The 23,453-nt window shown below is 44.0% G+C and carries 21 protein-coding genes; 5 read left to right on the top strand and 16 right to left on the bottom strand.

Going from position 1 to position 23,453, the window contains the following annotated elements:
- Positions 1–484: 484 nt before the first annotated feature.
- The 12 genes from HRU23_04365 to HRU23_04310 all read right to left on the bottom strand — a co-directional run bounded on the left by HRU23_04365 (position 485) and on the right by HRU23_04310 (position 14,261).
- Positions 485–2,572 carry an elongation factor G gene (locus tag HRU23_04365; protein ID NRA53354.1) on the bottom strand — a complete coding sequence of 696 codons (2,088 nt, stop codon included), beginning with the start codon at positions 2,570–2,572 and terminating at the stop codon, positions 485–487.
- A gap of 215 nt (positions 2,573–2,787) precedes the next feature.
- Positions 2,788–3,108 (bottom strand): YdbL family protein, encoded by a 321-nt coding sequence (locus HRU23_04360; protein ID NRA53353.1) that lies wholly within the window; start codon positions 3,106–3,108, stop codon positions 2,788–2,790.
- Between the two features lie 48 nt (positions 3,109–3,156).
- Entirely contained in the window at positions 3,157–3,339 is a 183-nt protein-coding gene (locus HRU23_04355; GenBank protein NRA53352.1) for a YnbE family lipoprotein, read from the bottom strand.
- An 89-nt stretch (positions 3,340–3,428) separates the two neighbouring features.
- Entirely contained in the window at positions 3,429–5,924 is a 2,496-nt protein-coding gene (locus HRU23_04350) for a YdbH domain-containing protein (protein NRA53351.1), read from the bottom strand.
- 46 nt (positions 5,925–5,970) lie between these two features.
- Positions 5,971–6,921, bottom strand: a complete 951-nt coding sequence (dusC, locus tag HRU23_04345; GenBank protein NRA53350.1) for a tRNA dihydrouridine(16) synthase DusC — start codon at positions 6,919–6,921, stop codon at positions 5,971–5,973.
- A gap of 404 nt (positions 6,922–7,325) precedes the next feature.
- The gene (locus tag HRU23_04340; GenBank protein NRA53349.1) at positions 7,326–9,161 is read right to left on the bottom strand and encodes a DUF885 domain-containing protein; all 1,836 of its coding nucleotides are present in this window, start codon (positions 9,159–9,161) and stop codon (positions 7,326–7,328) included.
- Positions 9,162–9,287: 126 nt separating this feature from the next.
- A complete protein-coding gene (locus tag HRU23_04335; protein NRA53348.1) occupies positions 9,288–10,571 on the bottom strand; it encodes a tetratricopeptide repeat protein in 1,284 nt (427 codons plus the stop codon).
- Positions 10,572–11,189 (bottom strand): energy transducer TonB, encoded by a 618-nt coding sequence (locus HRU23_04330; GenBank protein ID NRA53347.1) that lies wholly within the window; start codon positions 11,187–11,189, stop codon positions 10,572–10,574.
- Positions 11,190–11,591: a biopolymer transporter ExbD gene (locus HRU23_04325; protein ID NRA53346.1), complete on the bottom strand. Its 402-nt coding sequence runs from the start codon at positions 11,589–11,591 to the stop codon at positions 11,190–11,192.
- A 2-nt stretch (positions 11,592–11,593) separates the two neighbouring features.
- Complete coding sequence (locus HRU23_04320) at positions 11,594–12,133, bottom strand: MotA/TolQ/ExbB proton channel family protein (protein ID NRA53345.1); 540 nt, start codon at positions 12,131–12,133, stop codon at positions 11,594–11,596.
- Positions 12,133–13,479, bottom strand: coding sequence for a MotA/TolQ/ExbB proton channel family protein (locus tag HRU23_04315; protein NRA53344.1), 1,347 nt, complete (start codon positions 13,477–13,479; stop codon positions 12,133–12,135). Before HRU23_04315 ends, HRU23_04320 begins: the two co-directional genes overlap by 1 nt.
- A complete protein-coding gene (locus HRU23_04310) occupies positions 13,476–14,261 on the bottom strand; it encodes a DUF3450 domain-containing protein (GenBank protein ID NRA53343.1) in 786 nt (261 codons plus the stop codon). Before HRU23_04310 ends, HRU23_04315 begins: the two co-directional genes overlap by 4 nt.
- A 481-nt stretch (positions 14,262–14,742) precedes the next feature.
- Here HRU23_04310 and dinG point away from each other — a divergent pair, with 481 nt between their 5' ends.
- Genes dinG through HRU23_04290 form a run of 4 tightly spaced genes read left to right on the top strand, consistent with a single transcriptional unit; the run spans position 14,743 to position 18,455 of the window.
- Positions 14,743–16,818 (top strand): ATP-dependent DNA helicase DinG, encoded by a 2,076-nt coding sequence (gene dinG, locus HRU23_04305; protein ID NRA53342.1) that lies wholly within the window; start codon positions 14,743–14,745, stop codon positions 16,816–16,818.
- A 26-nt stretch (positions 16,819–16,844) separates the two neighbouring features.
- Entirely contained in the window at positions 16,845–17,621 is a 777-nt protein-coding gene (locus HRU23_04300) for a TSUP family transporter (protein ID NRA53341.1), read from the top strand.
- Positions 17,618–18,262 carry a primosomal replication protein gene (locus HRU23_04295; protein NRA53340.1) on the top strand — a complete coding sequence of 215 codons (645 nt, stop codon included), beginning with the start codon at positions 17,618–17,620 and terminating at the stop codon, positions 18,260–18,262. Before HRU23_04300 ends, HRU23_04295 begins: the two co-directional genes overlap by 4 nt.
- A gap of 13 nt (positions 18,263–18,275) precedes the next feature.
- Entirely contained in the window at positions 18,276–18,455 is a 180-nt protein-coding gene (locus HRU23_04290; protein ID NRA53339.1) for a YbaM family protein, read from the top strand.
- Here HRU23_04290 and HRU23_04285 read toward each other — a convergent pair.
- From HRU23_04285 to HRU23_04275, 3 genes are read right to left on the bottom strand one after another with little or no spacing between them, the layout of a single operon-like run.
- Positions 18,452–19,333 carry a DMT family transporter gene (locus HRU23_04285; protein NRA53338.1) on the bottom strand — a complete coding sequence of 294 codons (882 nt, stop codon included), beginning with the start codon at positions 19,331–19,333 and terminating at the stop codon, positions 18,452–18,454. The genes HRU23_04290 and HRU23_04285 overlap by 4 nt on opposite strands.
- A gap of 3 nt (positions 19,334–19,336) precedes the next feature.
- Positions 19,337–19,672, bottom strand: coding sequence for a DUF2956 domain-containing protein (locus tag HRU23_04280; protein ID NRA53337.1), 336 nt, complete (start codon positions 19,670–19,672; stop codon positions 19,337–19,339).
- Positions 19,659–20,366 (bottom strand): phosphoglycolate phosphatase, encoded by a 708-nt coding sequence (locus tag HRU23_04275; GenBank protein NRA53336.1) that lies wholly within the window; start codon positions 20,364–20,366, stop codon positions 19,659–19,661. Before HRU23_04275 ends, HRU23_04280 begins: the two co-directional genes overlap by 14 nt.
- A gap of 138 nt (positions 20,367–20,504) precedes the next feature.
- On the opposite strand from HRU23_04275, the gene def reads away from it, so the two are divergent.
- Positions 20,505–21,032, top strand: a complete 528-nt coding sequence (def, locus tag HRU23_04270; GenBank protein ID NRA53335.1) for a peptide deformylase — start codon at positions 20,505–20,507, stop codon at positions 21,030–21,032.
- Positions 21,033–21,121: 89 nt separating this feature from the next.
- Here the strand turns inward: def and HRU23_04265 are convergent, their stop codons facing one another.
- Positions 21,122–23,284, bottom strand: a complete 2,163-nt coding sequence (locus tag HRU23_04265; protein NRA53334.1) for a malate synthase G — start codon at positions 23,282–23,284, stop codon at positions 21,122–21,124.
- Positions 23,285–23,453: the final 169 nt, after the last annotated feature.

Raw genomic sequence — 23,453 nt, 5'->3', positions numbered from 1 at the left:
TTTATATAGATGCTCAACACCTATATTGGCTCTTTTGAAGCTGAAAGTGGAGCGGAGAGGGTCCATACCATTAATTGCATTTAATAATTGACCACTTGTGCTAGTTTAAATCAACAATAAGGCTGCTCGCGCCCCTTACCTACGTCCTGTAGGCAACTGCGTACCTCTCAATCCCAATAGCCAGCTATTGGTCATTCGAGCGCCTTGTTCTTGCTAATTCCACCTGTGTACAACAGAGCCATACCAATTGGTGTAACCAGCACTTAAATAAAATTACCCAGTAACGCTCTTTTATCGCCCATCAGCATAGCTCTCACTGCCAACAGCCTGTTTTGATTCAATCAACTAGCCCACACCAGATTGTCGGAATAATACCAATAACTTCATCATTACTTTTTCTATTTGGAGCTAATCAATAAGCATAAAAAAACCCGCTGATTTTCATCAGCGGGTTTTTTGGCTAAATAAGCTTAATTAAAAAGAATTACTTCTTTTTGTTAGCTTCTTTAACTTCAGCAATTACTTTTTCTGCAACGCTATTTGGACACGGTAAGTAGTGTGCAAATTCCATTGAGAACTGACCTCGGCCAGAAGTCATAGTACGTAGCGAACCGATGTAACCAAACATTTCTGAAAGAGGTACGTCTGCCTTGATGCGAACACCAGTAACACCTGCCAATTGATCTTTGATCATGCCACGACGACGGTTAAGGTCACCGATTACATCACCAACGTGGTCATCTGGAGTGAACACATCAACGTGCATGATAGGTTCGATTAACTGTGGGTTAGCTTTAGGAATCGACTGACGGAATGCGCCTTTTGCTGCGATTTCAAATGCTACAGCTGATGAATCAACTGCGTGACAAGCACCATCTGTTAAAGTAACTTCAATGTCTAGTACTGGGAAACCAGCTAGAACACCTTGGTCCATCATACTCTTGAAGCCTTTCTCGATTGCTGGGAAGAATTCCTTAGGAACGTTACCACCAACAACTTTAGAAGCGAATATGAAACCAGTACCAGGCTCACCTGGCTTGATAGTGTAGTCGATCTTACCGAACTGACCTGAACCACCAGATTGTTTCTTATGCGTGTAACTATCTTCGATTTCAGAAGTAATAGTCTCACGGTAAGCAACTTGTGGCTCACCAACTTCAAGGTCAACACCGTAAGTACGCTTAAGGATATCAACTTTGATGTCTAAGTGAAGCTCGCCCATACCAGACAGGATTGTTTCGCCTGAATCTTGGTCAGTTTCAACTTTAAACGTTGGATCTTCAGCAACCATTTTACCGATAGCAATACCCATTTTCTCAGTAGAACCTTTATCTTTAGGTTTAACAGAGATAGAGATTACTGGTTCAGGGAAAACCATTGCTTCAAGGATGATTGGGTTCTTTGGATCACAAAGTGTGTGACCAGTTTGAACGTTAGACTTCATACCAACAATCGCGATGATATCACCAGCTTGAGCTGAAGATAATTCTTTACGTTCATCGGCTTGCATTTCACACATACGGCCAACACGTTCAGATTTACCAGTCGCAGCATTCATGATGGTATCGCCTTTCTTCAGCGTACCAGAGTAAATACGTACGAACGTAAGTGCACCGAAACGGTCATCAGAAATTTTAAATGCTAACGCTTTGAAGGTTTCTTCAGTAGAAACGATAGCGAATTCACCAGTAGGCTCGCCTTCTTCATCAGTAAGCGGTTGTGGCTTAACTTCATTTGGAGCTGGTAGATAGTCAACAACAGCGTCAAGAATGTTTTGAACACCCTTGTTCTTAAATGCTGAACCACAGTAAGTTGGGAAGAAAGCCAAATCACGAGTACCCTTACGGATACAACGCTTGATGTCTTCCATTGAAGGCTCTTCACCTTCCATGTAAGCTTCCATTACGTCATCGTCCTGCTCAACAGCAGTTTCGATTAGCATTTCACGGTATTCTTCAACTTGGTCAACCATGTCAGCAGGAACATCACCTACCACGTAGTTTTCAGGCAGACCAGAGTCATCCCAAACGTATGATTTGCGAGTAAGCAGATCAACAACACCACAGAATTCGTCTTCGATACCGATTGGTAAAACCATGATTAATGGGTTAGCCGCAAGTACGTCTTCTGTTTGCTTAACTACGCGTAAGAAATCAGCACCGATACGGTCTAATTTGTTTACGAAGATGATACGAGCAACACCTGATTCGTTAGCGTAACGCCAGTTTGTTTCTGACTGAGGCTCAACACCACCAGAACCACAGAAAACACCGATGCCGCCATCTAATACTTTAAGTGAACGGTAAACTTCAACAGTGAAATCAACGTGTCCAGGAGTATCGATTACGTTTAGACGGTGATCTTTCCAAGTACATGTTACTGCTGCAGACTGGATAGTTATACCGCGCTCAGCTTCCTGTTCCATGAAGTCAGTAGTAGATTCACCATCGTGAACCTCACCTGTTTTGTGGATTTGACCGGTAAGCTTCAAGATACGTTCAGTTGTTGTTGTTTTACCAGCATCAACGTGAGCGAAGATACCAATATTTCTGTATTTTGATAAATCTGCCATTGTTTTACTCTATTAAAGTTGCGTTCTAAATTAAATAAAGGGGAGGACATTTACACGTTTTATCGCGAGTCAGCCCCTGATGGTTCTTTTATTGACGCGACATTATAATGGAATGATCTATAGATGGGAATCTTTTGTGGGAAAAAAAAGCGGACCAGCATACTCGTTCGTATAGTGGCCCGCTAAATCCGGATGAAATTTAAGATTACGTGAAATTATTTTTTGACCCAACCACCTTGACTTGATTGGATATAATGACCTTTAACGGTTTTAGCTATCGCTTTTTTTCCTGCCAGTTTGGCGATATTAGCCAAACTTATTTTATTTTTCGTTGCCAAATGACGATAAACTGTTAAACGTTTTTTATTAACGGTTAGCACCAACTTTTTAGCTTGTGTCTGCCCTTTAATCACTCCAAGATAGCCATCGGTACGTTCGCCGACCATGCCAGCTTGTTTAGCTTGCTGTAACGTCAAAGCCAACGCTGAAAAGCAAACGAATGTTGATAACAAAATTACTGAAATAATTTTTTTCATTAGAAATAACCTCTGCTCATTTAAATGAAACGGTTGCCAGCCACGTCATTAAAATAAATCCTCATCATTAAATATACTATCGAGCTCTTTATCAACTTTCACTCTAATTTCATGCTCAATTTTAACATTCAAGTTAATCACTATTGGTTTTTCTGGTACCGCCAGACGCACGGTCGGTGCACACCCAGCTAAAAGCACTGCGATGCCAATGGTGGTGATTAATATCTTCATTGTTCCTCCTTATACCAGCTTTACTCGTTAATTCTAGAAGCTGCTTTATCAGAGCAGCCTAGCGTTTTAAATCAACCAGTCGCCAAGTATTACTGCGCAATTTTCTCAATTTGTTGTGATATTTCATCACCAATCCTTAAACTACGCAACAGTTGCAATATATTTTCTTGATGAGAGTAATTAAACTCTATCGAACGTTCGAACGCTGGATTACGCCCTCGAATAGCCACTTTAATTATAGCCGAACCATCAGCTTTATAATCGATATCACTACTTAATTCGCTATAATGTAAATTTTCTAGCGCATCCCATACAAATTCTAACTGTGGCTGGCTTAACCTGAGCTGATTAACCGCTTGATTATCTTTGATCTGAATCACGCCACCACTGGCATCATTCGCTAACCGCCCACCGCTAATACTGACCTTGTTATTGACAATACGCATTGGTAGCTTGCCGTTTAATCGACCCGTCACAGTAATGCCAGACTGCTGTTGCAATTCAACCAAGGCGGCTAATGAAATGTTTTTTAGCGTTAACGTGGCATCAATTTCATCGAGATTAGACAAGTCAATCTCGCCAAAATCTAATGTCCCGCCTAATAATTCACCGGCACTGCTAAGGATCTCAAGTTTAGTTTGCTGATTTTTTTGTGAAAGCTTTGCTTTAAGTTCAAGGTTAGAAAGTGCTAATCCGACATCTAACGCTGCCAACGTAACATCGATGGCACAATCGGCGCTAAATTGCCGATTAGCTTTAAACTGACATTGCCACTTAGCGCCTAGTTGAGTCAGATATAGCTCTTGATAACTACCTTGCTCCACCATTAAATGGCCTTGCACATTAGCATTTAAACGTAACATTCCTCGATTAAACTTTCCTTGATAATTAAATATTTGATCAACTTTAGCCGTTAACACTAACTCGGGCGGCCACAATTCGATTAACGCTGGTTTAAGTGCAACTAAAGGTCGCACCGCTTGCTGAGGTAATTTCCACCGTCCCGCCACGGCTGTTGGCCGATAATCGTTCAAATGAATATGATCACGACTGGTTAGGGTTATTTGATCGCTGCGCCACCAAGAATCAATGGTTATTTTTTTCGGCGAGAAGTTTAACCGATGATCAGAATTTATCACCGGCAATGAAATGTCGCGATAATCGAGCTCACTAATAAACGAGTGCCAACGTGACTTAAAAGATAAAATATCACCATCAGCCACGATCACTTCAAATGGAACTTTGCTAGTCAGTTGCAACTGCTTAACCTCAGCTTGGGCCAATTTAACCCGAGACAGGCTTACTTTAGCCTGCTCAACCTGCAAGGTAAGTTTCGCATGTTTGCTCAAGATGCCCGCGGCTGTGACCTTAACCGACTTAATCCCCGTAACCGCACTGCTAAGACCCTTTAATTGCCAGTTGCTGCTCATATGTGTCGCAGATAACTGGCTATTGCTGAGATTTAACGCCAGTTGCGTATCTGCGGTAGTGATATTGAGTGCAACGGCTTCATTAGTTAACTGCCAGTCAGTCGGGTTATACGGCGCTACCTGCAACTGTAACTGCGCTGCTTGCGCCAAGCTGATTGATAACTGACCGCTTATCGCTAATTGTTGACACCAGTCAGCAGTTTGGCCCAACCAATCTAGCCATTGCTGACACTGAGCCTGCTTTAAGTTTAACGGCTGCTCTTGCTTAAGCTCAATATCGATCGGGTTAAGTAACAGCCCAGCATCCCAATTCAGTGATGTGTTCGCCCTTACCGTAATGCCTTGAGCCATTAACAGTTCACCGGCTACCAAGCTTAGCTCATCGAATGTCGTTGCAATTTGAATGTGTTTGGGTTGCTCAACCAACCAATTTAACTCAACGTTGGCTTGGCCTCTAAGCTGGGCTTGCGGTGGCAGTAGTTGGCGATAGCGCTCTCTCGTACCAACCAGAGGCAGCAACTGGGCTAGGTCGGCGGTAATACTAGCGTCCAGTCCTTGCTTGTTATAATAGCCGTTAAGCTTAAATATTGGTTGCTGATTAAGCCACAGCGCGGCTGATAATTTGAGTTGATTGCCAGCGCTTAGTTTGGTGTTTTTTAGGGTAATATTTTTTAGCTTGATATCGCTTAAGGCAGGGTCTTGCCACGGCGCTGGAAAATTAGTTAATTCTAATTGCAGCTCCGCCAGTTCGAGCGCTGGCAACTGACTAAAATCAAACAAACCTGACGACTTTGGGCTCGCTGACTGCTGCCGCTGTAACCAAGCAATTGAGTCAATATCGAGAGTAACTCGCGCCTGCGCTATATTTATCGCTTGCGGCCAATAGTCCGGGGTTAATATTAATGAAACATCGCTTAATAAAAGTTGTGATTTTTTCAGCCGTAAGTGCAAGGATGCCAGCTGTACTTGCCCAGCGCTAAAATGTAATCCTGCCAGTGAAATAATTTCGAGCTGATGTTGGCGTCCAAAATAATTAACGGTCGACTTAATTAGCACCAGACGATAAGTGAAAATTAGCCAGAAACCAAGCAGCAAGCTTAAAATAACACTGGCTAAAATCCAATATAATCGCCTACGTCTCACTATCTTTGCCATAAACCATCCATATAATAGCACCGCTGAACACGCTAATGTTCGATCCTTATTGCTGGTGTAATCGCATTTCTCGCTTTAATAATTCAATGATCGGTGGTGCCGACTTTAGCACCCTTAACTCACTAAATAATACCTTAACTTCTGGGTAATACAGTCTTAAATAAGCCATCCATTGCTTAATTCTATTGGAGTAATATTCGCCCTTGTCACCCGCAATTTCGAACGCAGAATAAGCTAACAATAGTTCTAATAATTGACTATAGGTCATCGGGCTAGCATTTTCTTTAATTACAGCCCCTAAATTAGGTAACGCCAGCACGCCACGGCCAACCATTAAATCGTCACATTGGCTAATACGCCGACAGTCGATGGCGTCTTGCAGGTTCCAAATTTCACCATTGGCGATAATTTTAATTTGTTGACGCTGTTTGACTTGTTCAATCATATGCCATTTGATGGTGTCGGCGCGATAGCCGTCACTTTTTGTTCGGGCATGAATGGTTAATTCGTTAGCACCGCCCTGTTCAATCGCATCGGCAATTTCAAATACCCGATTAGGATCGTCCCAGCCGAGGCGAATTTTAACCGAGAATATATGTTCAGGTGCAATAGCTTGGCGCATCTGTCGTACAATCTGGTAGATGGTTTCAGGCTCTTTGAGCAAGACAGCCCCGCCTTTGTTGCTGTTGACTATTTTACTCGGGCAACCCAAATTAAGATCGATGCCATGACTGCCAAGGTCAATCGCTCGATTGGCATTTTCGCTTAAATATTGTGGCGACTGCCCTAACAGCTGCATCCGCACAGGGACCCCAGCAGGGGTAGTACCGCCCTGCGCTAATTCAGGGCAAATACGATGAAATACCCGATCGGGCTGTAGTGATTGAGTCACTCGTAAAAATTCGGTGATACACAGATCAAAACCACCCAATTGAGTGAGCAAGTCACGCACTAGGTGATCAATTACCCCTTCTAGTGGGGCCAAGGTTAGTTTCATTATTTGGTGTCGCAGCGCAAAAAGCGCGATTCTAACACAGTTAAACAAGCTTTGGCGTAGCACCGCATTGGGTCTGTTGTACTAAAGTGTTGCCATTAGAACAGCAAGTCGCCGTAAACCCATCCGTGGGGGCTCTGGATCAGCATCCATGCTGCTCAAGCTTGCTTTATCAAACACCAACACTTTCAATGAATTATAAGTAAGCTACATGTTAGATGAACAGAGCCAGTCGCATTAGTTGCGACCAGAGCGTTTAAAATAAAACGCCAAGATTTAGTCGCGATATCGGACATGTGAAGTAAGCCGTATATGAATCTATTCACCGCGAGTTTACGTAATATGGTTCGATATCTAAATTGTAATGCGCTTGATCTGGCCACCAAAGCCTATCTGTTTAAACTCACCTAGTTAGCTGCTGGTTCGTTGCGCTGTTTAACCTCGCTTATCCAAGCATTTATCTTTTGGGTTAAAATCGCTAAGGGTAACTCGCCATCGCTTAATATTTGTTGGTGAAATTGCTTAAGCTCAAACTTGTCGCCTAACTGCGCTTGCGCCAAGGCGCGTAGTTCAACAATTTTTAACTGACCCACTTTATACGATAATGCCTGACCCGGTAACGCCATATAACGTTCAACCTCCCCTACAACCGTGCTACGAGCCATTGCGCTATGCTTGAGCATATACTCAATCGCCTGCTTGCGGGTCCAACCTTTAATATGCAAGCCCGTATCAACCACTAAGCCCATCGCCCGTAACATTTCATCGCTAAGCTGACCAAAGCGCAGATAAGGATCATCTAACAAGCCCATTTCAAGTCCAAGCTGCTCGCTGTATAACGCCCAGCCTTCTGAATACGCGCTATAACGGCTAAAGCGGCGCAATTTTGGCAACTCGGTTAGCCCTTGGCGCTGCGAAATTTGTAAATGATGGCCAGGCGCTGTTTCGTGTAAAGCTTGGGTCATCATCGCCCATTTCGGCTGTGCTTTAAGGTTCGAGGTATTAATATAAAAGGTGCCAGATCGACTGCCATCAACCGAACCCGCGGCATAAGACGCCCCAGCAGCACTGTGCTCTCGAAAAGATTCAACCGGCTTAATCACATAACCGTTCGCGGGAATAGTGATGAAAAACTGCGGCAGCACTTGGTCAATCCTCTGCTTGATTTGGTCATAAGCTTGCAGTAACTGCTCGCTGTCGGTGAAATAATATTGTGACTGCTTACTCAAATGTTCAAAAAACTGCGCAAGATTGCCGCTAAAACCAATTTCTTGCCTGACCTTATCCATTGCCAACGTAATTCGTTTGACCTCAGCCAAGCCCACTTGATGAATTTGCTCCGCTGGTACTTCGGTGGTGGTATGTTGATTGGCTTTAAACTGATACCAGCCTCGACCATTGGGCAAACCAGAATAACCTGGAGTCGAACGCGTTTTGGCTAGGTATTGATCATTAATAAAGTCATATAAACCTTGGTAGGCTGGCAGCAAACGCTGCGTTAATAACTCATTATATTGTTTGATAAGCGCTTGTTGTTGCTCTGCGGTGAAACTGGCAGGAAACATCATTAACGGCTGATAAAAAACACTGTCTTTTATATCGGTTACGAGCTGCGCTTTAAGCTGGGGCAATATGCGCAGCGTCAATACACGCGGTAAAACCACGTTATTGGCCATGCCTTGGCTTAGCCGCGATTGTGCGCTAGCGAACCATTTAACATAACCTTCCAGCCGCTGGGCAAATTGTTGATAGTTTTCAACCGTGTTAAAAGGCTGGGCGCTACGCCCGGAGCCCAATTGAGCCATCGTATTGATCAAAGACCTAAACTGAGTAAAAGGCAGAAAATGCTCAGGGTACGTTTCACCCTGCAACGCCATTTGTAAATCGTAGTTTAAGCTGTCAAAACTCAGTTGTGATGCGGGGGTTAGCTTGGTGCGATCAATGCTATTGGCCAGCGCCAAATAACGCTGGTTTAACTCATGACGTTGCTTAAGGTAATCATCACTTAAATTATCAACAAATTGAGCATTAAACCGAAAATCATCAATAAACACCGCTTCAAGCGGATTTAAGGCTAACTGCGCTTCAAATAACTGCGCCATGATGGTCGCAAGATTAATATTCTCATCGCTTGATTTGTTGGCCAATGGCGCGGTATTTACTTGCTGAGCTAATTGATAACCGGTATCACAACCGGTTAATAAGCCACTGCAAAGAATCAGCGTCATTAAATGTTTTTTCATTAACTGTCTCAGTTCCAAAGATTTATGGTGCCAGATTTTAGTCTAACTGCGATCAGAAAAGAACCCCGATATTAACGGGGCACAGACATCTAGTGAAATAAAGCGTAATGGCCGCTATTTTATCGCTTAACGATAAGCCACTTTGTTCGCCAGTGCCGTCGCTTTAATGTGCTTTAACCAAAGTTTTGCGTGTTTTACCACTCTGACATTATCACTCTTAATCGCTTGCTGCATCTTGCGATAGGCACGCGGATAATTAAGCTTATAAAAATAAGCCTGACCAATCGTCAGCAACGCATTAGCATGCTGGTGTAATGGCTTGCTCTTGGCGTTGTTATTCGTTTTAATCGCGCGGGTTAACGCCGCAATAGCCTGATCATAGCGCTCTAATTCAAACGCTAACATGCCTTGTTTGTAATACATATCACCATTATTGCCCAGCTCAGCAGCCTGACCGTAATAATCAGCGGCCCGCTTTAACTCTTTGGCCTGATGCCAAGATACTGCCACCGTCTTAAGCATTGACTCATTGCGCTTAATTAAGCCTGATTTTATGTATTTGTCTAGCAACAGCGCGCTGCGATGAGGAATACTATTTTGGCGATATAATTGGGCTAACACCTTAATTTCAGTCGCGCTGGTCACAAAGCCTTTAAGATAAGCAAGGTGCATGGTCGACAACGCGTGTTTATATTGCTCGTTGACCATATAAAACTGACCTAGTTGCAACCAGTAGGTCTTTTCCTGCGGAAACAACTCAACTAACTTTACCGCGACCTTAATGGTATTACGGTACTGTTTACGTTGATAATAAGCCGCTAACTTTAGCAAATATGGGTTTTTATTCGGCTTAGAGAATGTGGCAATAGCTCGATTGGCAGGGGCTATCACCTGAGAAAATTGCTTTAATTCCAAATGCGCTTGCGCTATCCGCAGCCATACCTGTGGATCTGAAGCCTTGGTAAACTTAAGCCATTGTCGGTACCGGCTAATCGCCAACTTATAATGCGATTGTTGCATTTGTAAATCAGCCAAGGTCCGCAGCGCTGAACCGTGTTCCTGAGTACTTAATATATCGGCCTTAACAGCACGTTTTATATAGCTAATCGCTTTGCGAGCTTGACCTGACTGCCCCGCATACATATTGCCTAAAAATCGATTAAGATAGGCTTGGTCATAGGGTTTTTTAGCCTTAATTGTCAAGGCGAGTTTAATCGCAGACGTCAGCTTGTCTGCCGCGTACAAGTCGTACACCTTGATCATCTTTTTACCAACACGCTGCGACAAGGTATAGCTTTTACGTTTCTTTTCTGCTGATGGCTCACTGGCACTAGCAGCTGGCATCAACATGATGCCACTGATCACTAACGTTAATAATAACGCTGCAAATTTAGTTGGGATATTTAACATCTACGATCCCCGCTTTTCGAGTACGAAATCGAGCCGCACGGTTTGACCCAGTTGTTTTTGCGGCTGGCCGTCGACTATCTTAGGTTTATATTTCCAACGTTTTAGTGCCCGTCGCGCCGCTTTGCTAAACAAGCGCTTAGGTTTGGCTTCAATCACTTGAATATCGTCAACGCCACCGAGCTTATTAATCGAAAAACTTAAAATAACATAACCTTCTTTACCTGCCCTGCTCGCTTTCATCGGATAACGCGGATCGATTCGCACTATCGGCGTGGCATCGCCATCTTGGCCTAAAACAGGACCACTAAGACCCGCACTAATGCCATGTCGAATATTAACCGCCTGTAAATTAAGCGCTAATTTAACCTGCGCTTGATTAGTCTCGCTTTTTATCTGCATCGGTGGCGGTGGCTTATTTGGCAGCGCAGGTGGTTTTGGTTTCAATCTGTTGGTTTTTTTGACCTTGGTTTCTTGCTGCTCTTGATTGATCACCAATGGCGCCGACTTTGCGCCCGCTTGCAACCGCTGGCCATCAGAGTTAACTAAAAATGCCATAAAAGCGAATAGGCCAAAGGTAACAGCGCCGCCAAGTAAAATGGCAATACTAGCTCTTAACATTTACCCTTCCTCTGCCGCAACCATCAGCTTGTCGACCCCGGCCGCTTTCACTTGATCCATCACCTGAACCACGATGCCGTGTTTAGTCTCAATATCAGCCTGAATCATCACGGCTGCTTCTGGCGATTCAGCTAACATTCGTTCGATATTCGCGCGCACCCGTTTAATATCAACCACTCGCTTTTCCATATGAACTCGGCCAGCACTATCAATTGCGATAAAGATATTGGCCGATTTCTTTTTGGTGGCCTGTTGCGCCTGTGGTTTGTTGACATCAAAACCTGATTCTTTAACAAAAGAGGTCGTGACTATAAAAAAGATCAGCATAATAAACACGATATCGAGCATCGGTGTCATATCAATTTCGACTTCATCGCTGGCTTGGTGACGTCTACGGGCCATAACTATTTCTCTCTTTGATGATGTGGCAAACTGTCCACTAACCGCTCTTTAGCGACTTTAATTTGTGCGGATAAACGCGCGTTAAAAAACACCCCAGACAAGGCAGCGACCATACCGGCCATAGTGGGCATGGTCGCCATAGAGATCCCGCTCGCCATTAATCGGGCATTAGAAGTACCTGTGGTCGCCATGACCTCAAAAACACTGATCATGCCAGTCACGGTGCCAAGCAAACCAATCATCGGACAAATTGCAACCAAGGTTTTAATGATTAACATGCCGCGAGTTAGTTTTTGATTAGCTTGAGATATCCAGGCTTGACGGATCTGCTGAGCGTACCAAGAACTCGTGTCTTCTCTGGCCTGCCAATCACTAATAATGCGTTGCATCTCTTTAGGAAAATCAAGCCGTAAGTACAGATAACGCTCGAGCATTAAGCTCCACATCAGGAACAACGTAATAGCCACCAACAGCAAGACATCGCCGCCGGTCGCCATGAAATCCCTGATAGATCCCCACAGGCCCATCAGGTAATACGTCATTAACGCGACTCCCGCTCTGCGTGTGCCGCGACTAAACCAGCGCTTTGCTCTTCAATGATATGCAGCAATGATTTAGAACGTCCCGATACCACAGCATGGATCAGCATTAAGGGTAAAGCGGCAATCAAGCCAAGTACTGTGGTAACCAGCGCAGTAGAGATCCCGCCAGCCATCATTTTAGGGTCACCAGTACCAAACAAGGTGATCGCCTGAAAGGTGCCGATCATCCCGGTTACCGTACCAAGCAAGCCAAGCATCGGTGCAATGGCAGCAAAGACTTTAATCACCGAAATACCTCGTTCAATTCGTGGTATTTCTTTAAGGATCGCTTCGTCGAGTTTTAATTCTAAGGTTTCAACCGCCGTGCCAGTCGCACTATGATAAACATTCAAAATACGTCCCAGTGGATTATCACCCGGCTGGCTTGGGTTGCGCAGTTGTTTTTTAACCTTGGCGCCAATCAGGCCTAAGGTAATAATTCGCTCAATGGCAATCAATAACCCCACCAACAACACCCCGGTAATGACATAACCAACCGTGCCACCTTGATAGTACTTCTCTTCAAGCGTTGCTTGTCCGGTCAATAAATTGAGCAAACCACCACGCGTAGTATCAACGTACAGCGCCTGATAACCAGAACCTGCCGCTAAATATGGCGCAATAGTCGCGACATTATGGCTGTCTGGTTGACGTGCCAATTCGGCAACTTCGTCACCACGGCGGATCAAATATTTGTCTTGGCCCAGTAAATTAAACGCACCAATTCGAGTAACTTGGGTCAACGCAGAGTTACCTGTTACATCAGCGACCGTCACTTTAAATTTGCTGTTGTTGGCCGATTCGGTCATTTCCGTTTGCAACGCAAACCACAAGTTTTCAAGCTCAACTAAGGTCGGCAATTCTTTACGCTGGCCAATCGAGGCTAGCTCTTGGGCGCGGCCAGGATATTGGGCTGAAATAACAGAGTCGGCAATAATACCAGCGGCATCACCAGCGACGCCACGAACCACGCCAAACGCTTCTTTTAGATCGCCTTGTGCTGAGACTAAATCAGCTTCAAGTTGGACCATCTGACGTTCGTTCGCCGCATGTTGGGCTAATAAGCTTTTACCGCGCGCTTTCTCGGCCAAATGTTGTTTTTTGGCGCGTCTAAGCAATGCTTGTTTATCGGCTTTTTGGGCGCTGAATTCAGATTCACGTTTTTTATCAATCCGAGCTTCAGATACCCGCTCACGCTTAACTTGCTGCAATAGTTGCTCTAACGTTTGCGATGCACTGTTGGCCTGTGCCATAGATGAGGTAACGGCAAGCACTGCCAGCATCAAAAATGTCGTTATATTTTTCATGGTTGAGTCTCCGTCGCGACAGCAATCGGTAGTAGAATTAATTCAGGAGATTTGTCTTTACGTACCACAGAAATGGCTTCGCGGATTGGTCGGCGCCAAGAATCATCAAGCACTTGCCACGCTTTTTGTTGACGGTTCCATAACCAGGTTTTTTGGCTATCGAGCGTTTGGGCAATTAAGGCGATACGGCCAACTTGCAAGCTATTCACTGTCAGCTGCACTCCGTCGATTAGCTGCTTGCCTTGACTGACCACCGAGAAACGACCGGCATCCATTTCAATCTGGTAAGCTTCTAACACCTTGCGATACTTTTCGGCGGTGCTGACATTAGAGTCAAGCATCATCTGGCGTAAGTAACTAATGCGATCGCTGCGCTCTTGACGTTCAAACGGCAAGTCCAACGCGATAAATTCATCGATGCTATCAATCATCTTAAGCATTAACGGCACCAAACCTTGGCGCGTTTTATCGATGCCGTCAATGTCCGCGTTAATACCGGCTAATTTAAGCTGCTGATCGGCCACTAATGCCGCTACATAATCGTTATAAGCACGCAAAGCATCGGTTTCGCTAACCACTTGGCGGTAATCGTTCAATAGATTCTGAGTCTGATCAAATAATTTATCGACCTTGACCTGCGATGCTTGTGACCGTTGCGTAATAGTACGGTCAGTTCGTTGGACCTGCTCAAGGCTTTGCGCTGCTGATACCGTTGAAGTAACCATCACAGCAATACTCGCCACAGCGAGCCTAATATTTATTTTTCGATTTAACTTGGACATAATTCCCAACCAAATTTATTATTGCGATACTCAACGTCGAACTAGCGTCATTAATCACCGCGGAAATTGTTCTATATTATTATCAAGCGACGGCTAATTAGTCTGTGTCGCTCGGCACTTAAACTTGGCTTAATGTGTGTTGACCAACCACTTAAATTGCCACATATTCATCATCTTAATTATAGAGCCACAAAATACACGTAAACGCGAACGAGAACAATACGCAATAATAGTTTTTAGCTAAAATTATTCATCTGAGTCAAATTAAAACCACAACAGCCTCATGATCGTTTGTTATTTGAGCAGCGAAGGCTGTCGCTTAATTTTCAACAGCCATTAATAAAGCTGCTTTGATTCTTGACGGCTTTGACTATCAACCCGATTTAATCGAGTCCAGCGCTCACTCCTCAATAGCACTCATAGCTTTAGTCCCGCATCATTGCTATGCTTCTGCGTCTGTCTCTTCAAATTAAGTATCTGCATGCTGTCGGCCGACGTAAAAAAAACAATTCAAGCTTGCTTTAAAAGTTTTCGTGACGAAATTCCAAACTTTGTGTCGCGTAAAGAGCAAAATTACATGGTCGCTGAAATCGCTAAAACCTTGGCTGGTGAGTACGACAAAAAACGCCGAATTGGGGTAATCGAAGCAGGTACTGGCACGGGTAAGTCCTTAGCCTATTCGTTAGGCGCAATCCCCCTGGCATTATCTAGCGGTAAAAAACTGTGTATTTCAACCGCTACCGTAGCGCTGCAAGAACAATTATTAACCAAAGATTTACCGATGTTTCGCCAATATAGCCGACTTAATTTCACCTTTGGTGTGGTCAAGGGCCGTCAACGCTATATTTGTGCCAGCAAGCTAGAACTCATTGCCGATACGAAAGCGTCTGACACCGCGATGCTCTGGCCACAACAACCAGCTGCAGCTGACTTAAAGTTGATTGAAAAATTATGGCAGGCCTGGCTTGATAAAAAATGGGATGGTGAACGCGATAGCTGGCCAATCCCAATTAACGACTTAATTTGGCAGCAAATAGCCAGTGACAAATTTAGCTGTAACAAACAGCTGGCGGCGCATCGGCAATGTCCTTTTCACAAAGCCCGAGATATTATCGACAAACTCGACGTTATCATCGTCAATCACAGTTTATTATTAGCCGATTTAGAGCTTGGTGGTGGCACTATTTTACCCGAACCCGATTCAATGTTTTATGTCATCGATGAGGCGCACCATTTACCCGAACAAGCACGCAGCTTTTCCAGCGCGTCGTCGTCATTATTGTCGACTATCGAGTGGTTATCAAAACTCGATTTAATGACCAAGAAAATATCAACCGTGGTTAAAACCCAGCAACTGATTAGCCCAATAATGAAGCTGGCCGATCACAGTAACGAACTGGCCAGTGATTTAAAACTTATTGCTCAGTGGTTAAATGCCAACAGCCAATTATTTAATAACGAAGAGCGTCGTCATCGTTTTGAACACGGTGTTTTACCCGACTCATTGCTAACTTTGGCTGAAAACACCTTAAATTCGAGTAAATCAGGGCTAAAGCAGCTCAATAAAATCCACCAGTTAATTTTAGAAGCCTACAAAGACGGCCAAATTAGCCCGTGGCAAATAGAGCCCTTGCTTGTCGACATTGGCACTAACCTTAACCGGATGGAAAACCAAGCCAAACTGTGGCAAATGCTTAGCTTTAAAAGTTCGGCTAAAAGTGCGCCGATGGTCCGCTGGATCGAATTAACTGATCCCGTCAAAAATGAATATTTTGTCCGCGCAGCTCCAATTGAAGTTGGTTACTTTCTCGAAGATAAATTATGGAGTCAGGCCCACGGCGCCATTTTATGCTCTGCCACCTTATTAGCACTGGACTCTTTTGATAATTTTAGAAAAGCAGCGGGTCTAAATACCAATGATGGCACCCAATACATTAAATTATTATCGCCCTTTGATTTTCAAAATAATAGCGAATTAATTATCGCTAATATTGCCGTGGAACCCAGTGATAGCGCATTTGGCGACGAGCTAGTCGGTGAGATAAAACGCCGTGTGGTCGACAAAATGGCCACCCTAGTGTTGTTTTCATCTTATCGACAAATGAATCAAGTAGCCAAAGACTTACGCCAACAACACAATCTGTCATTGCTGGTTCAGGGCGAAGCGTCACGCAACGCCTTGCTAACGTTGCATAAAGATAAATGCGACAATAAACTGCCGAGTATATTATTTGGGACCAGTAGTTTTTCAGAAGGACTTGATTTACCGGGTGCTTACCTAACGAATTTAATCATCACCAAATTACCTTTTGCAGTGCCAAACTCACCTGTTGAGCAAGCACATGCCGAATATATTAAAAGTAAAAACGGCAATCCCTTTTTAATCTTAACTGTGCCGGATGCATCACGTAAATTAATTCAATCTTGCGGACGCTTATTGCGTAATGAACAAGATCAAGGCACCATTACCATCCTAGACCGTCGGTTAGTGACAAAACGCTATGGCAAATCACTCATTAACTCACTACCCCCTTACAAATTAACCATCGAGTCATAAATTAAATATGCCAAATAAGTGTCTTAATGTTTGAGTTACTAGCAAATATCCCGTGGGAAATCATTTTAGCCAGCGCGGCGTTTGTCGCGGGATTTATTGACGCCATTGTTGGTGGCGGGGGGTTATTAACCGTACCTGCGTTGCTAAGTTCTGGTTTGCCGGTTCACATGGTATTGGGCACCAATAAGTTAGCTTCAACTTTTGGTACTGCAACCTCGAGTCTGACCTTTTACCGTAACAAATTATTTGACCCAAAAATGTGGTTGCCTTGTATTATTGCAACCTTTATTGGCGCCTTATTAGGCGCTGTTGCGGTCTCCTTAGTATCAGGTGCTTGGTTAGAAAAAATATTGCCACTGATTATTATCAGCACTGCTATCTATACCTTGTTTAAACAGCCCGGCAAGACAATTGATACTAAAGTAGATAAAAACTGTATTAAATTCAAGTTTAAACAGCGAGCACAAGGGTTAATTTTAGGATTTTATGATGGTTTTGCCGGTCCCGGCACTGGCGCATTTTGGACCGTCTCAACCCAAATCCTCCACAAATTTGATTTATTAATCAGCAGCGGCGTTGCCCGCACCATGAATTTTGTTAGTAATGCCACGGCCTTAGTAACCTTTATGATCTTGGGCCAAGTTGATTACGAACTCGGTTTGTTGATGGGTGGTTTTTTGATGATCGGCGCCTATATTGGTGCTCAGACCGCGATCAAATTTGGTGGTAAATTGATTAGACCACTCTTTATTATCGTCGTTTTGGTGATCAGTGCCAAACTAGCATGGAATGCTTGGTTTTGATTAAGCAGCTGGGAGAAATCGATCAACTGCTGACGCAATTAGCCCAGCAAGCCGCGAGCTATGATCAAAAAAGTAAAATTCCGACCTTGGCTCATCGACCACTGTTTAATGATAAATTATTTAAATCGAGATCGCCGTACCTTAGTGATTATGTCAGCGAAAGCTTCTTATTACTTGATGACGTTCGAAAACTAGCCCTGAGTAAATCACCGACTAGCTTATTACAGTATCAATGCAATAAACTGGTCGATCAATGTCAGGCAATTCGCAAAGCGCTGACCAGCCAACACCAACGTAATACGTCCTACCAGCAAGACAAAGCGACGCGTAAAAAAGTGGCGATTAAAAAGCAGCAACGTCAAGGCAGTAGTTTTAATTGGCTGGCTAAAAACGTGATGTCTAATAGTGTCTCGCTCTACCAAGAGCTGTCAAAGCATCACGACTATCAGCAAAAGTTTGAAGTAAAAATCAATCAGCTCGAACAGCAATTAGCCCTTTGTCCGATCAAAGAAAAACTAGCACGCCAGCAAGAAATTTTAAAATTGCATCAGCGTCTCGGTCAATGTCGCAAAGCGATTTACTTTATCGAGCAAAAAATAGAACTGCTTGAAACGGGTAAAGTATCACGCTATAAAAAATAACATGAGAACCACGATGACCCAACATGCCAAAACTGACCTTTCAACACTTGAACAAGCGCCGCCGCATATCCAGCTAGCGGTTGATTTAATCCAATTGCTTGAATCGAATCAGGTCGATGACCAACTGGCCATCGCCGCCTTAGAAATAGTGCTTAGTGACTTTAAGAGTAAAGTTGCTACTAACAACAGTTAGGTCCACATCACCATAGTCGCTGCTAGTGCAATGAGCATTAAACCGATGCCGTCTTTTATTTTGATCTTTTCTTTAAGCCAAAAGGTCGTGATAAGCATCATGAAAAACACCTCTACCTGACCTAGCGTTTTGACATAGGGCACCGCTTGAATTGACATTGCACTAAACCAACCAATTGAACCCAAGCAGCTAGTAACACTCGTTAATACGGTTAACTTTGGTCGTTGCCATAATGCGTGAATCGTTGCGCGGTCTTTAACGGCTAAGTACAGCAATAAGATAACCGTTTGCAGTGAAATAACCAGTAATAGAACCCAAGCAGCACGATGCAGCACCGGTAAGTCTTGGGTTAAACTCGCTTCACGTACCCACAACGAAGTTAGCGCAAACGCAGTGCCACAAGCAACGCCAAGTAAAAACGTTTGCCATGACAAGCTTCGCAGGCCGCCAGCTTTATTACTGCTCATCAATAATATCGCAAAACCACCGACCAATACCCCGCCCCAGCCAAGCAAAGTTAATGATGTACCGAAAAATATCGTGCCTAAAATCGCCGCGACTATCGCTTCACTTTTAGCCAGCCCAGCGCCAATCGCAAAGTTGTTGAGCTTAAATAACCGGACCATTAACGCTGTTGCAAGAATTTGCGCCAACGAGGCGCCACCAATAAACAGTAAAAACTTGGCATTAAAGTCTGGCAGTTGCGCAGGCTGCCACCAATATAAAGCGCCAAGGTAGATCGCTGCCAATGGGCTAGCCCATATAAACCGGGCCAGTGTAACCCCTGCTACTTTCACTTCTTTACTGAGAAAACTCTGAAATGCATTACGCCAAGACTGCATAAATGCAGCGAATAAAGTGAAGAAAATCCACAACATTAATTATGCTCCGGGCTTAAGCCAAATAGTTAGCGCAAAACCAAGCCAAGATAAGCCCAGCAATACCCAAGGCGTCCAGCTAATTGTGTTGGAGACAACGATTGGTTCTTCAGCAACAGCCTCAGCACTGGGCTCTTGACGTTTCTTTCGCAGTTTGTCTTGTTGACGCACTTTAACTTTGTGCTGCTTTTTATATTGTTCAATACCTTTTTGAATGCCTTGAGCAATTAACTTCGTTTGCTCTTTGGTTTGGCCCGGCTTTTGGGTCGCTTTAGCCATGCCCAGTGCGTCGTTAACAACTTCTTCGGACACTGGCTGCTTTTTATTAAATTTGGCCATTGAGCGCTCCGGCAGTGCATTGTAGGGCAGCGCTTAATTGCGCAAAATCTTGCAGCACTAAATCGGGCTGGTATAACGCAATATCTTCCCCGTAGTTATAACCATAAGTTAAGCCAACCGATTGAATGTTAGCCGCCTGAGCCGCCAAAATATCATTTTTAGAATCTCCGACCATCACACATTGCTCATGGCTGACTTTAAGCTGCTGACAAGCATGCTGCAGCTGCAACGGATCTGGTTTACGTTTCGCTAACGTATCGCCACCAATAATCAGTTCAAAGTAATGATTAATTGCTAAACCTTCAAGAATTGGTGCAATAAAACATTCAGGTTTATTGGTAATGACAGCCAGACGATAACCTTGTGACTTGAGTAACTTTAGCGTCTCTAGCACCCCAGGATATAAGACCGTTGTAACACAAACATTGGCCCGGTAACTGGCCAAAAATAGTGCTAACGCCGATTCAAGCATTTGCGGTTCGACGTTAATCGAACTATCGGCATTGCCAGCTAATGCGCGCTGAACTAACACTTGAGCGCCGTTGCCAACCCAATTACGAATGGTCTGCTCACTGAAAGTTTCACGTCCCAACTGCCCTAACATATCGTTAATTGCCAGCGCTAAATCAGGCGCGCTATCAACTAAAGTGCCATCTAAATCAAATAGTAATACTTGTTTGTCCTGAAACTGCAACGGGTAATCCTCGGGTAAATCATCTAATGGTGGCTATAGTATCAATTGTACTGCCAATGTTCACATTAACTTTAGTGGTAACAAAATTTGCGCAATGATGATATGGTCAAAAACCACTCAGCTAACGACAGAACTTTTATGCAAAATCAGTTACCTATTGCTAAATTAGGCGACCCTGTTTTACGCCAAATAGCGCAACCAGTCACCAAGATAGCGAATCACGATATTCAACAACTAATCGACGACTTGTTAAGCACCGTGGTTGCGCTCGATGGCGTCGGCATTGCAGCCCCACAGGTCCACCACAGTAAACGGATCTTTGTCGTATGTTCACGTCCCAATGTTCGCTATCCTGACGCGCCTTTAATGAGCCCGACAGTAATGATTAATCCCCGCCTAGTCAGCGTTGGTGAGCAACAGCAAAAAGATTGGGAAGGCTGCTTAAGTGTGCCGGCCTTACGCGGACTGGTGCCAAGGTATAATCAAATTGAAGTTAGCTACCTTGACCGTCATGGCCAAGCGCATAACCGCCATTACAGTGGTTTTGTGGCCCGGATATTTCAACACGAACTCGACCACCTTGACGGTTTAACCTTTATTGATCGACTTGAATCAACTAAAGATTTGTATAGCGAAAGCGAGTGGGCCCGCCAGTTTGTCACTTAAGTGCGCAATGTCCACTTTTTATTGCAACAATGACATAGCCCGTGAGGCATTGACTTCACGGGCTATCTCATTGTGATTACTCGCCGCTTTTACTGTGCAGCTTTGGCTTGAATCCGGCAGCGATGCAACACGGGTTCAGTGTAACCGCTAGGCTGCTTTCGTCCTTCAAACACTAATTCGCAAGCCGCTTGAAATGCAATATTGTTTTCAAAATCAGTAGCCATTGCTTGATAAGTTGGGTCACCACTGTTTTGCTTATCCACCACTAGCGCCATCTTTTTCATCGACGCCAGCACTTGCTCTTTGCTGCAAATGTCATGATGGAGCCAATTAGCCATATGCTGAGAAGATATTCGCAAGGTTGCGCGATCTTCCATCAAGCCAACATTGTTAATGTCTGGTACTTTTGAACAGCCAATGCCAGCATCGACCCAACGCACCACATAACCCAAAATACCTTGCGCGTTGTTGTCTAGCTCTTGCTCAATCTCTTGACTGGTCCAATTTGGATTAGTCGCCAGCGGAATCGACAATATATCATCAATATTGGCGACTTCTCGTTGCATTAATTGCTGCTGCTGCGCAAAAACATCGACCTGATGATAATGCAGTGCATGTAATACTGCTGCCGTTGGTGAAGGCACCCAAGCGGTATTAGCACCCGCTAAGGGATGCGCAATTTTCACCTCCAACATATTAGCCATTTGATCCGGTATCGCCCACATGCCCTTACCTATTTGCGCTTTGCCACTAAGACCACAAGCAAGTCCGGTATCAACATTCCAGTTTTCGTACGCGCTAATCCAAGGAGCCGCTTTCATTTCGCCTTTGCGGATCATTGGCCCAGCTTCCATTGACGTATGGATTTCATCGCCAGTACGGTCTAAAAAGCCAGTATTAATAAATACGACGCGTTGTGCTGCGGCAGCGATACATTGTTTTAGGTTAACCGTGGTTCTGCGCTCTTCATCCATAATGCCCATTTTAATCGTAAAACGTGCCACCCCTAAAATATCTTCAACCGCATTAAATAAGTCGTTAGCAAAAGCCACTTCTTCGGGGCCATGCATTTTCGGCTTAACAATGTAAATAGAGCCGGTAGTGGTATTGCTAAAACGGCCATTGCCCTGAACATCATGCAACGAAATTAATGAGGTCATCATTGCATCTAAAATACCTTCAGGCACTTCGTTGCCAGCATTATCTATAATCGCTTCGTTGGTCATCAAGTGGCCAACATTACGGACAAACATCAAACTACGGCCCTTAAGGCTAATGTCATTGCCTTGTGGATCGTTATAGTGACGGTCACTATTTAAGGTACGGGTAAAGCTTTGACCGCCTTTGGTCATCTCCTGGGTTAAATCACCTTTCATTAATCCAAGCCAGTTACGATATACCGTCACTTTATCGGCTGCATCGACAGCAGCAATTGAATCTTCGCAATCCATAATAGTAGTTAATGCCGCTTCGACTAAAATGTCACTAACCGCTGCTTTATCGGTTTGGCCAATTTGGCTGGTTGCGTCAATCACCACTTCTAAGTGCAAGCCGTTTTTGTTTAATAAAATAGCGGTTGGCGTTGCTGCGTCACCATTAAAACCAACCAACTGCGTTGGCTCAGCTAAAGTGGTTAGCTCATTGTTGTTCAGCTTAACGCTTAAGCCACCATCAATTATCTGATAACTCACCGCATCTTTATGGCTCGCATTAATCAGCGGGGCTGATGTATCGAGCAATTGGCGCCCAAACGCTATTACTTTATTACCACGTACCGGATTATAAGCTGTGCCCTTTTCAGCACCATCGGCTTCGCTAATAGCATCGGTACCATATAGCGCATCATACAATGAGCCCCAACGAGCATTGGCGGCATTAAGTGCAAATCGTGAATTCATCACCGGCACCACTAATTGTGGTCCTGCCATTGTCGCCATTTCAGGGTCAACATTGCTGGTAGTAATTTTAAAATCATCTGCTTGAGGTAACAAATAGCCAATTTGCTCTAAAAAGGCTTTGTACGCAGTAAAATCATAGTCATTTTCTTGATGCCATTGATCTATTTGATGCTGTAATTGTTCACGCTTTGCTAATAACTGCGCATTTCGCGGCGCTAACTGCGTTACTAGTTTAGAAAAAGCCAACCAAAAATTTTTCTGGTCCAGTCCTAGTCCCGGTAATGCTTCGTGATTAACAAAATCAAATAAGCTCTGTGCGACATTGAGTTCGCCGACATTAATACGCTGCGTCATGTAAAACCTCAAAATTTATTGTGATGAATATTTAAAAATAATAGCCTGTCTTGGCTGAAAAAGCGATGAACGCCCATCGGGCAAACCATGCCAGACAAAACAAAATAAAAGCCTTAACTATCTGTTATTTAATACAAATAAAGCATTTTATATTTTCATACATTCGTTT

It is taken from the genome of Gammaproteobacteria bacterium (assembly GCA_013214945.1).
Lineage (GTDB): Bacteria > Pseudomonadota > Gammaproteobacteria > Enterobacterales > Psychrobiaceae > Psychrobium.
This window is presented reverse-complemented; position numbering and strand designations above follow the sequence as displayed.

Excerpts from the sequence above, each read along its gene's own strand:
- HRU23_04365 (NRA53354.1), bottom strand. The coding sequence starts at position 2,572 with ATGGCAGATTTATCAAAATACAGAAATATTGGTATCTTCGCTCACGTT.
- HRU23_04360 (NRA53353.1), bottom strand. The coding sequence starts at position 3,108 with ATGAAAAAAATTATTTCAGTAATTTTGTTATCAACATTCGTTTGCTTT.
- HRU23_04355 (NRA53352.1), bottom strand. The coding sequence starts at position 3,339 with ATGAAGATATTAATCACCACCATTGGCATCGCAGTGCTTTTAGCTGGG.
- HRU23_04350 (NRA53351.1), bottom strand. The coding sequence starts at position 5,924 with ATGGCAAAGATAGTGAGACGTAGGCGATTATATTGGATTTTAGCCAGT.
- dusC (NRA53350.1), bottom strand. The coding sequence starts at position 6,921 with ATGAAACTAACCTTGGCCCCACTAGAAGGGGTAATTGATCACCTAGTG.
- HRU23_04340 (NRA53349.1), bottom strand. The coding sequence starts at position 9,161 with ATGAAAAAACATTTAATGACGCTGATTCTTTGCAGTGGCTTATTAACC.
- HRU23_04335 (NRA53348.1), bottom strand. The coding sequence starts at position 10,571 with ATGTTAAATATCCCAACTAAATTTGCAGCGTTATTATTAACGTTAGTG.
- HRU23_04330 (NRA53347.1), bottom strand. The coding sequence starts at position 11,189 with ATGTTAAGAGCTAGTATTGCCATTTTACTTGGCGGCGCTGTTACCTTT.
- HRU23_04325 (NRA53346.1), bottom strand. The coding sequence starts at position 11,591 with ATGGCCCGTAGACGTCACCAAGCCAGCGATGAAGTCGAAATTGATATG.
- HRU23_04320 (NRA53345.1), bottom strand. The coding sequence starts at position 12,133 with ATGACGTATTACCTGATGGGCCTGTGGGGATCTATCAGGGATTTCATG.
- HRU23_04315 (NRA53344.1), bottom strand. The coding sequence starts at position 13,479 with ATGAAAAATATAACGACATTTTTGATGCTGGCAGTGCTTGCCGTTACC.
- HRU23_04310 (NRA53343.1), bottom strand. The coding sequence starts at position 14,261 with ATGTCCAAGTTAAATCGAAAAATAAATATTAGGCTCGCTGTGGCGAGT.
- dinG (NRA53342.1), top strand. The coding sequence starts at position 14,743 with ATGCTGTCGGCCGACGTAAAAAAAACAATTCAAGCTTGCTTTAAAAGT.
- HRU23_04300 (NRA53341.1), top strand. The coding sequence starts at position 16,845 with ATGTTTGAGTTACTAGCAAATATCCCGTGGGAAATCATTTTAGCCAGC.
- HRU23_04290 (NRA53339.1), top strand. The coding sequence starts at position 18,276 with ATGACCCAACATGCCAAAACTGACCTTTCAACACTTGAACAAGCGCCG.
- HRU23_04285 (NRA53338.1), bottom strand. The coding sequence starts at position 19,333 with ATGTTGTGGATTTTCTTCACTTTATTCGCTGCATTTATGCAGTCTTGG.
- HRU23_04280 (NRA53337.1), bottom strand. The coding sequence starts at position 19,672 with ATGGCCAAATTTAATAAAAAGCAGCCAGTGTCCGAAGAAGTTGTTAAC.
- def (NRA53335.1), top strand. The coding sequence starts at position 20,505 with ATGCAAAATCAGTTACCTATTGCTAAATTAGGCGACCCTGTTTTACGC.
- HRU23_04265 (NRA53334.1), bottom strand. The coding sequence starts at position 23,284 with ATGACGCAGCGTATTAATGTCGGCGAACTCAATGTCGCACAGAGCTTA.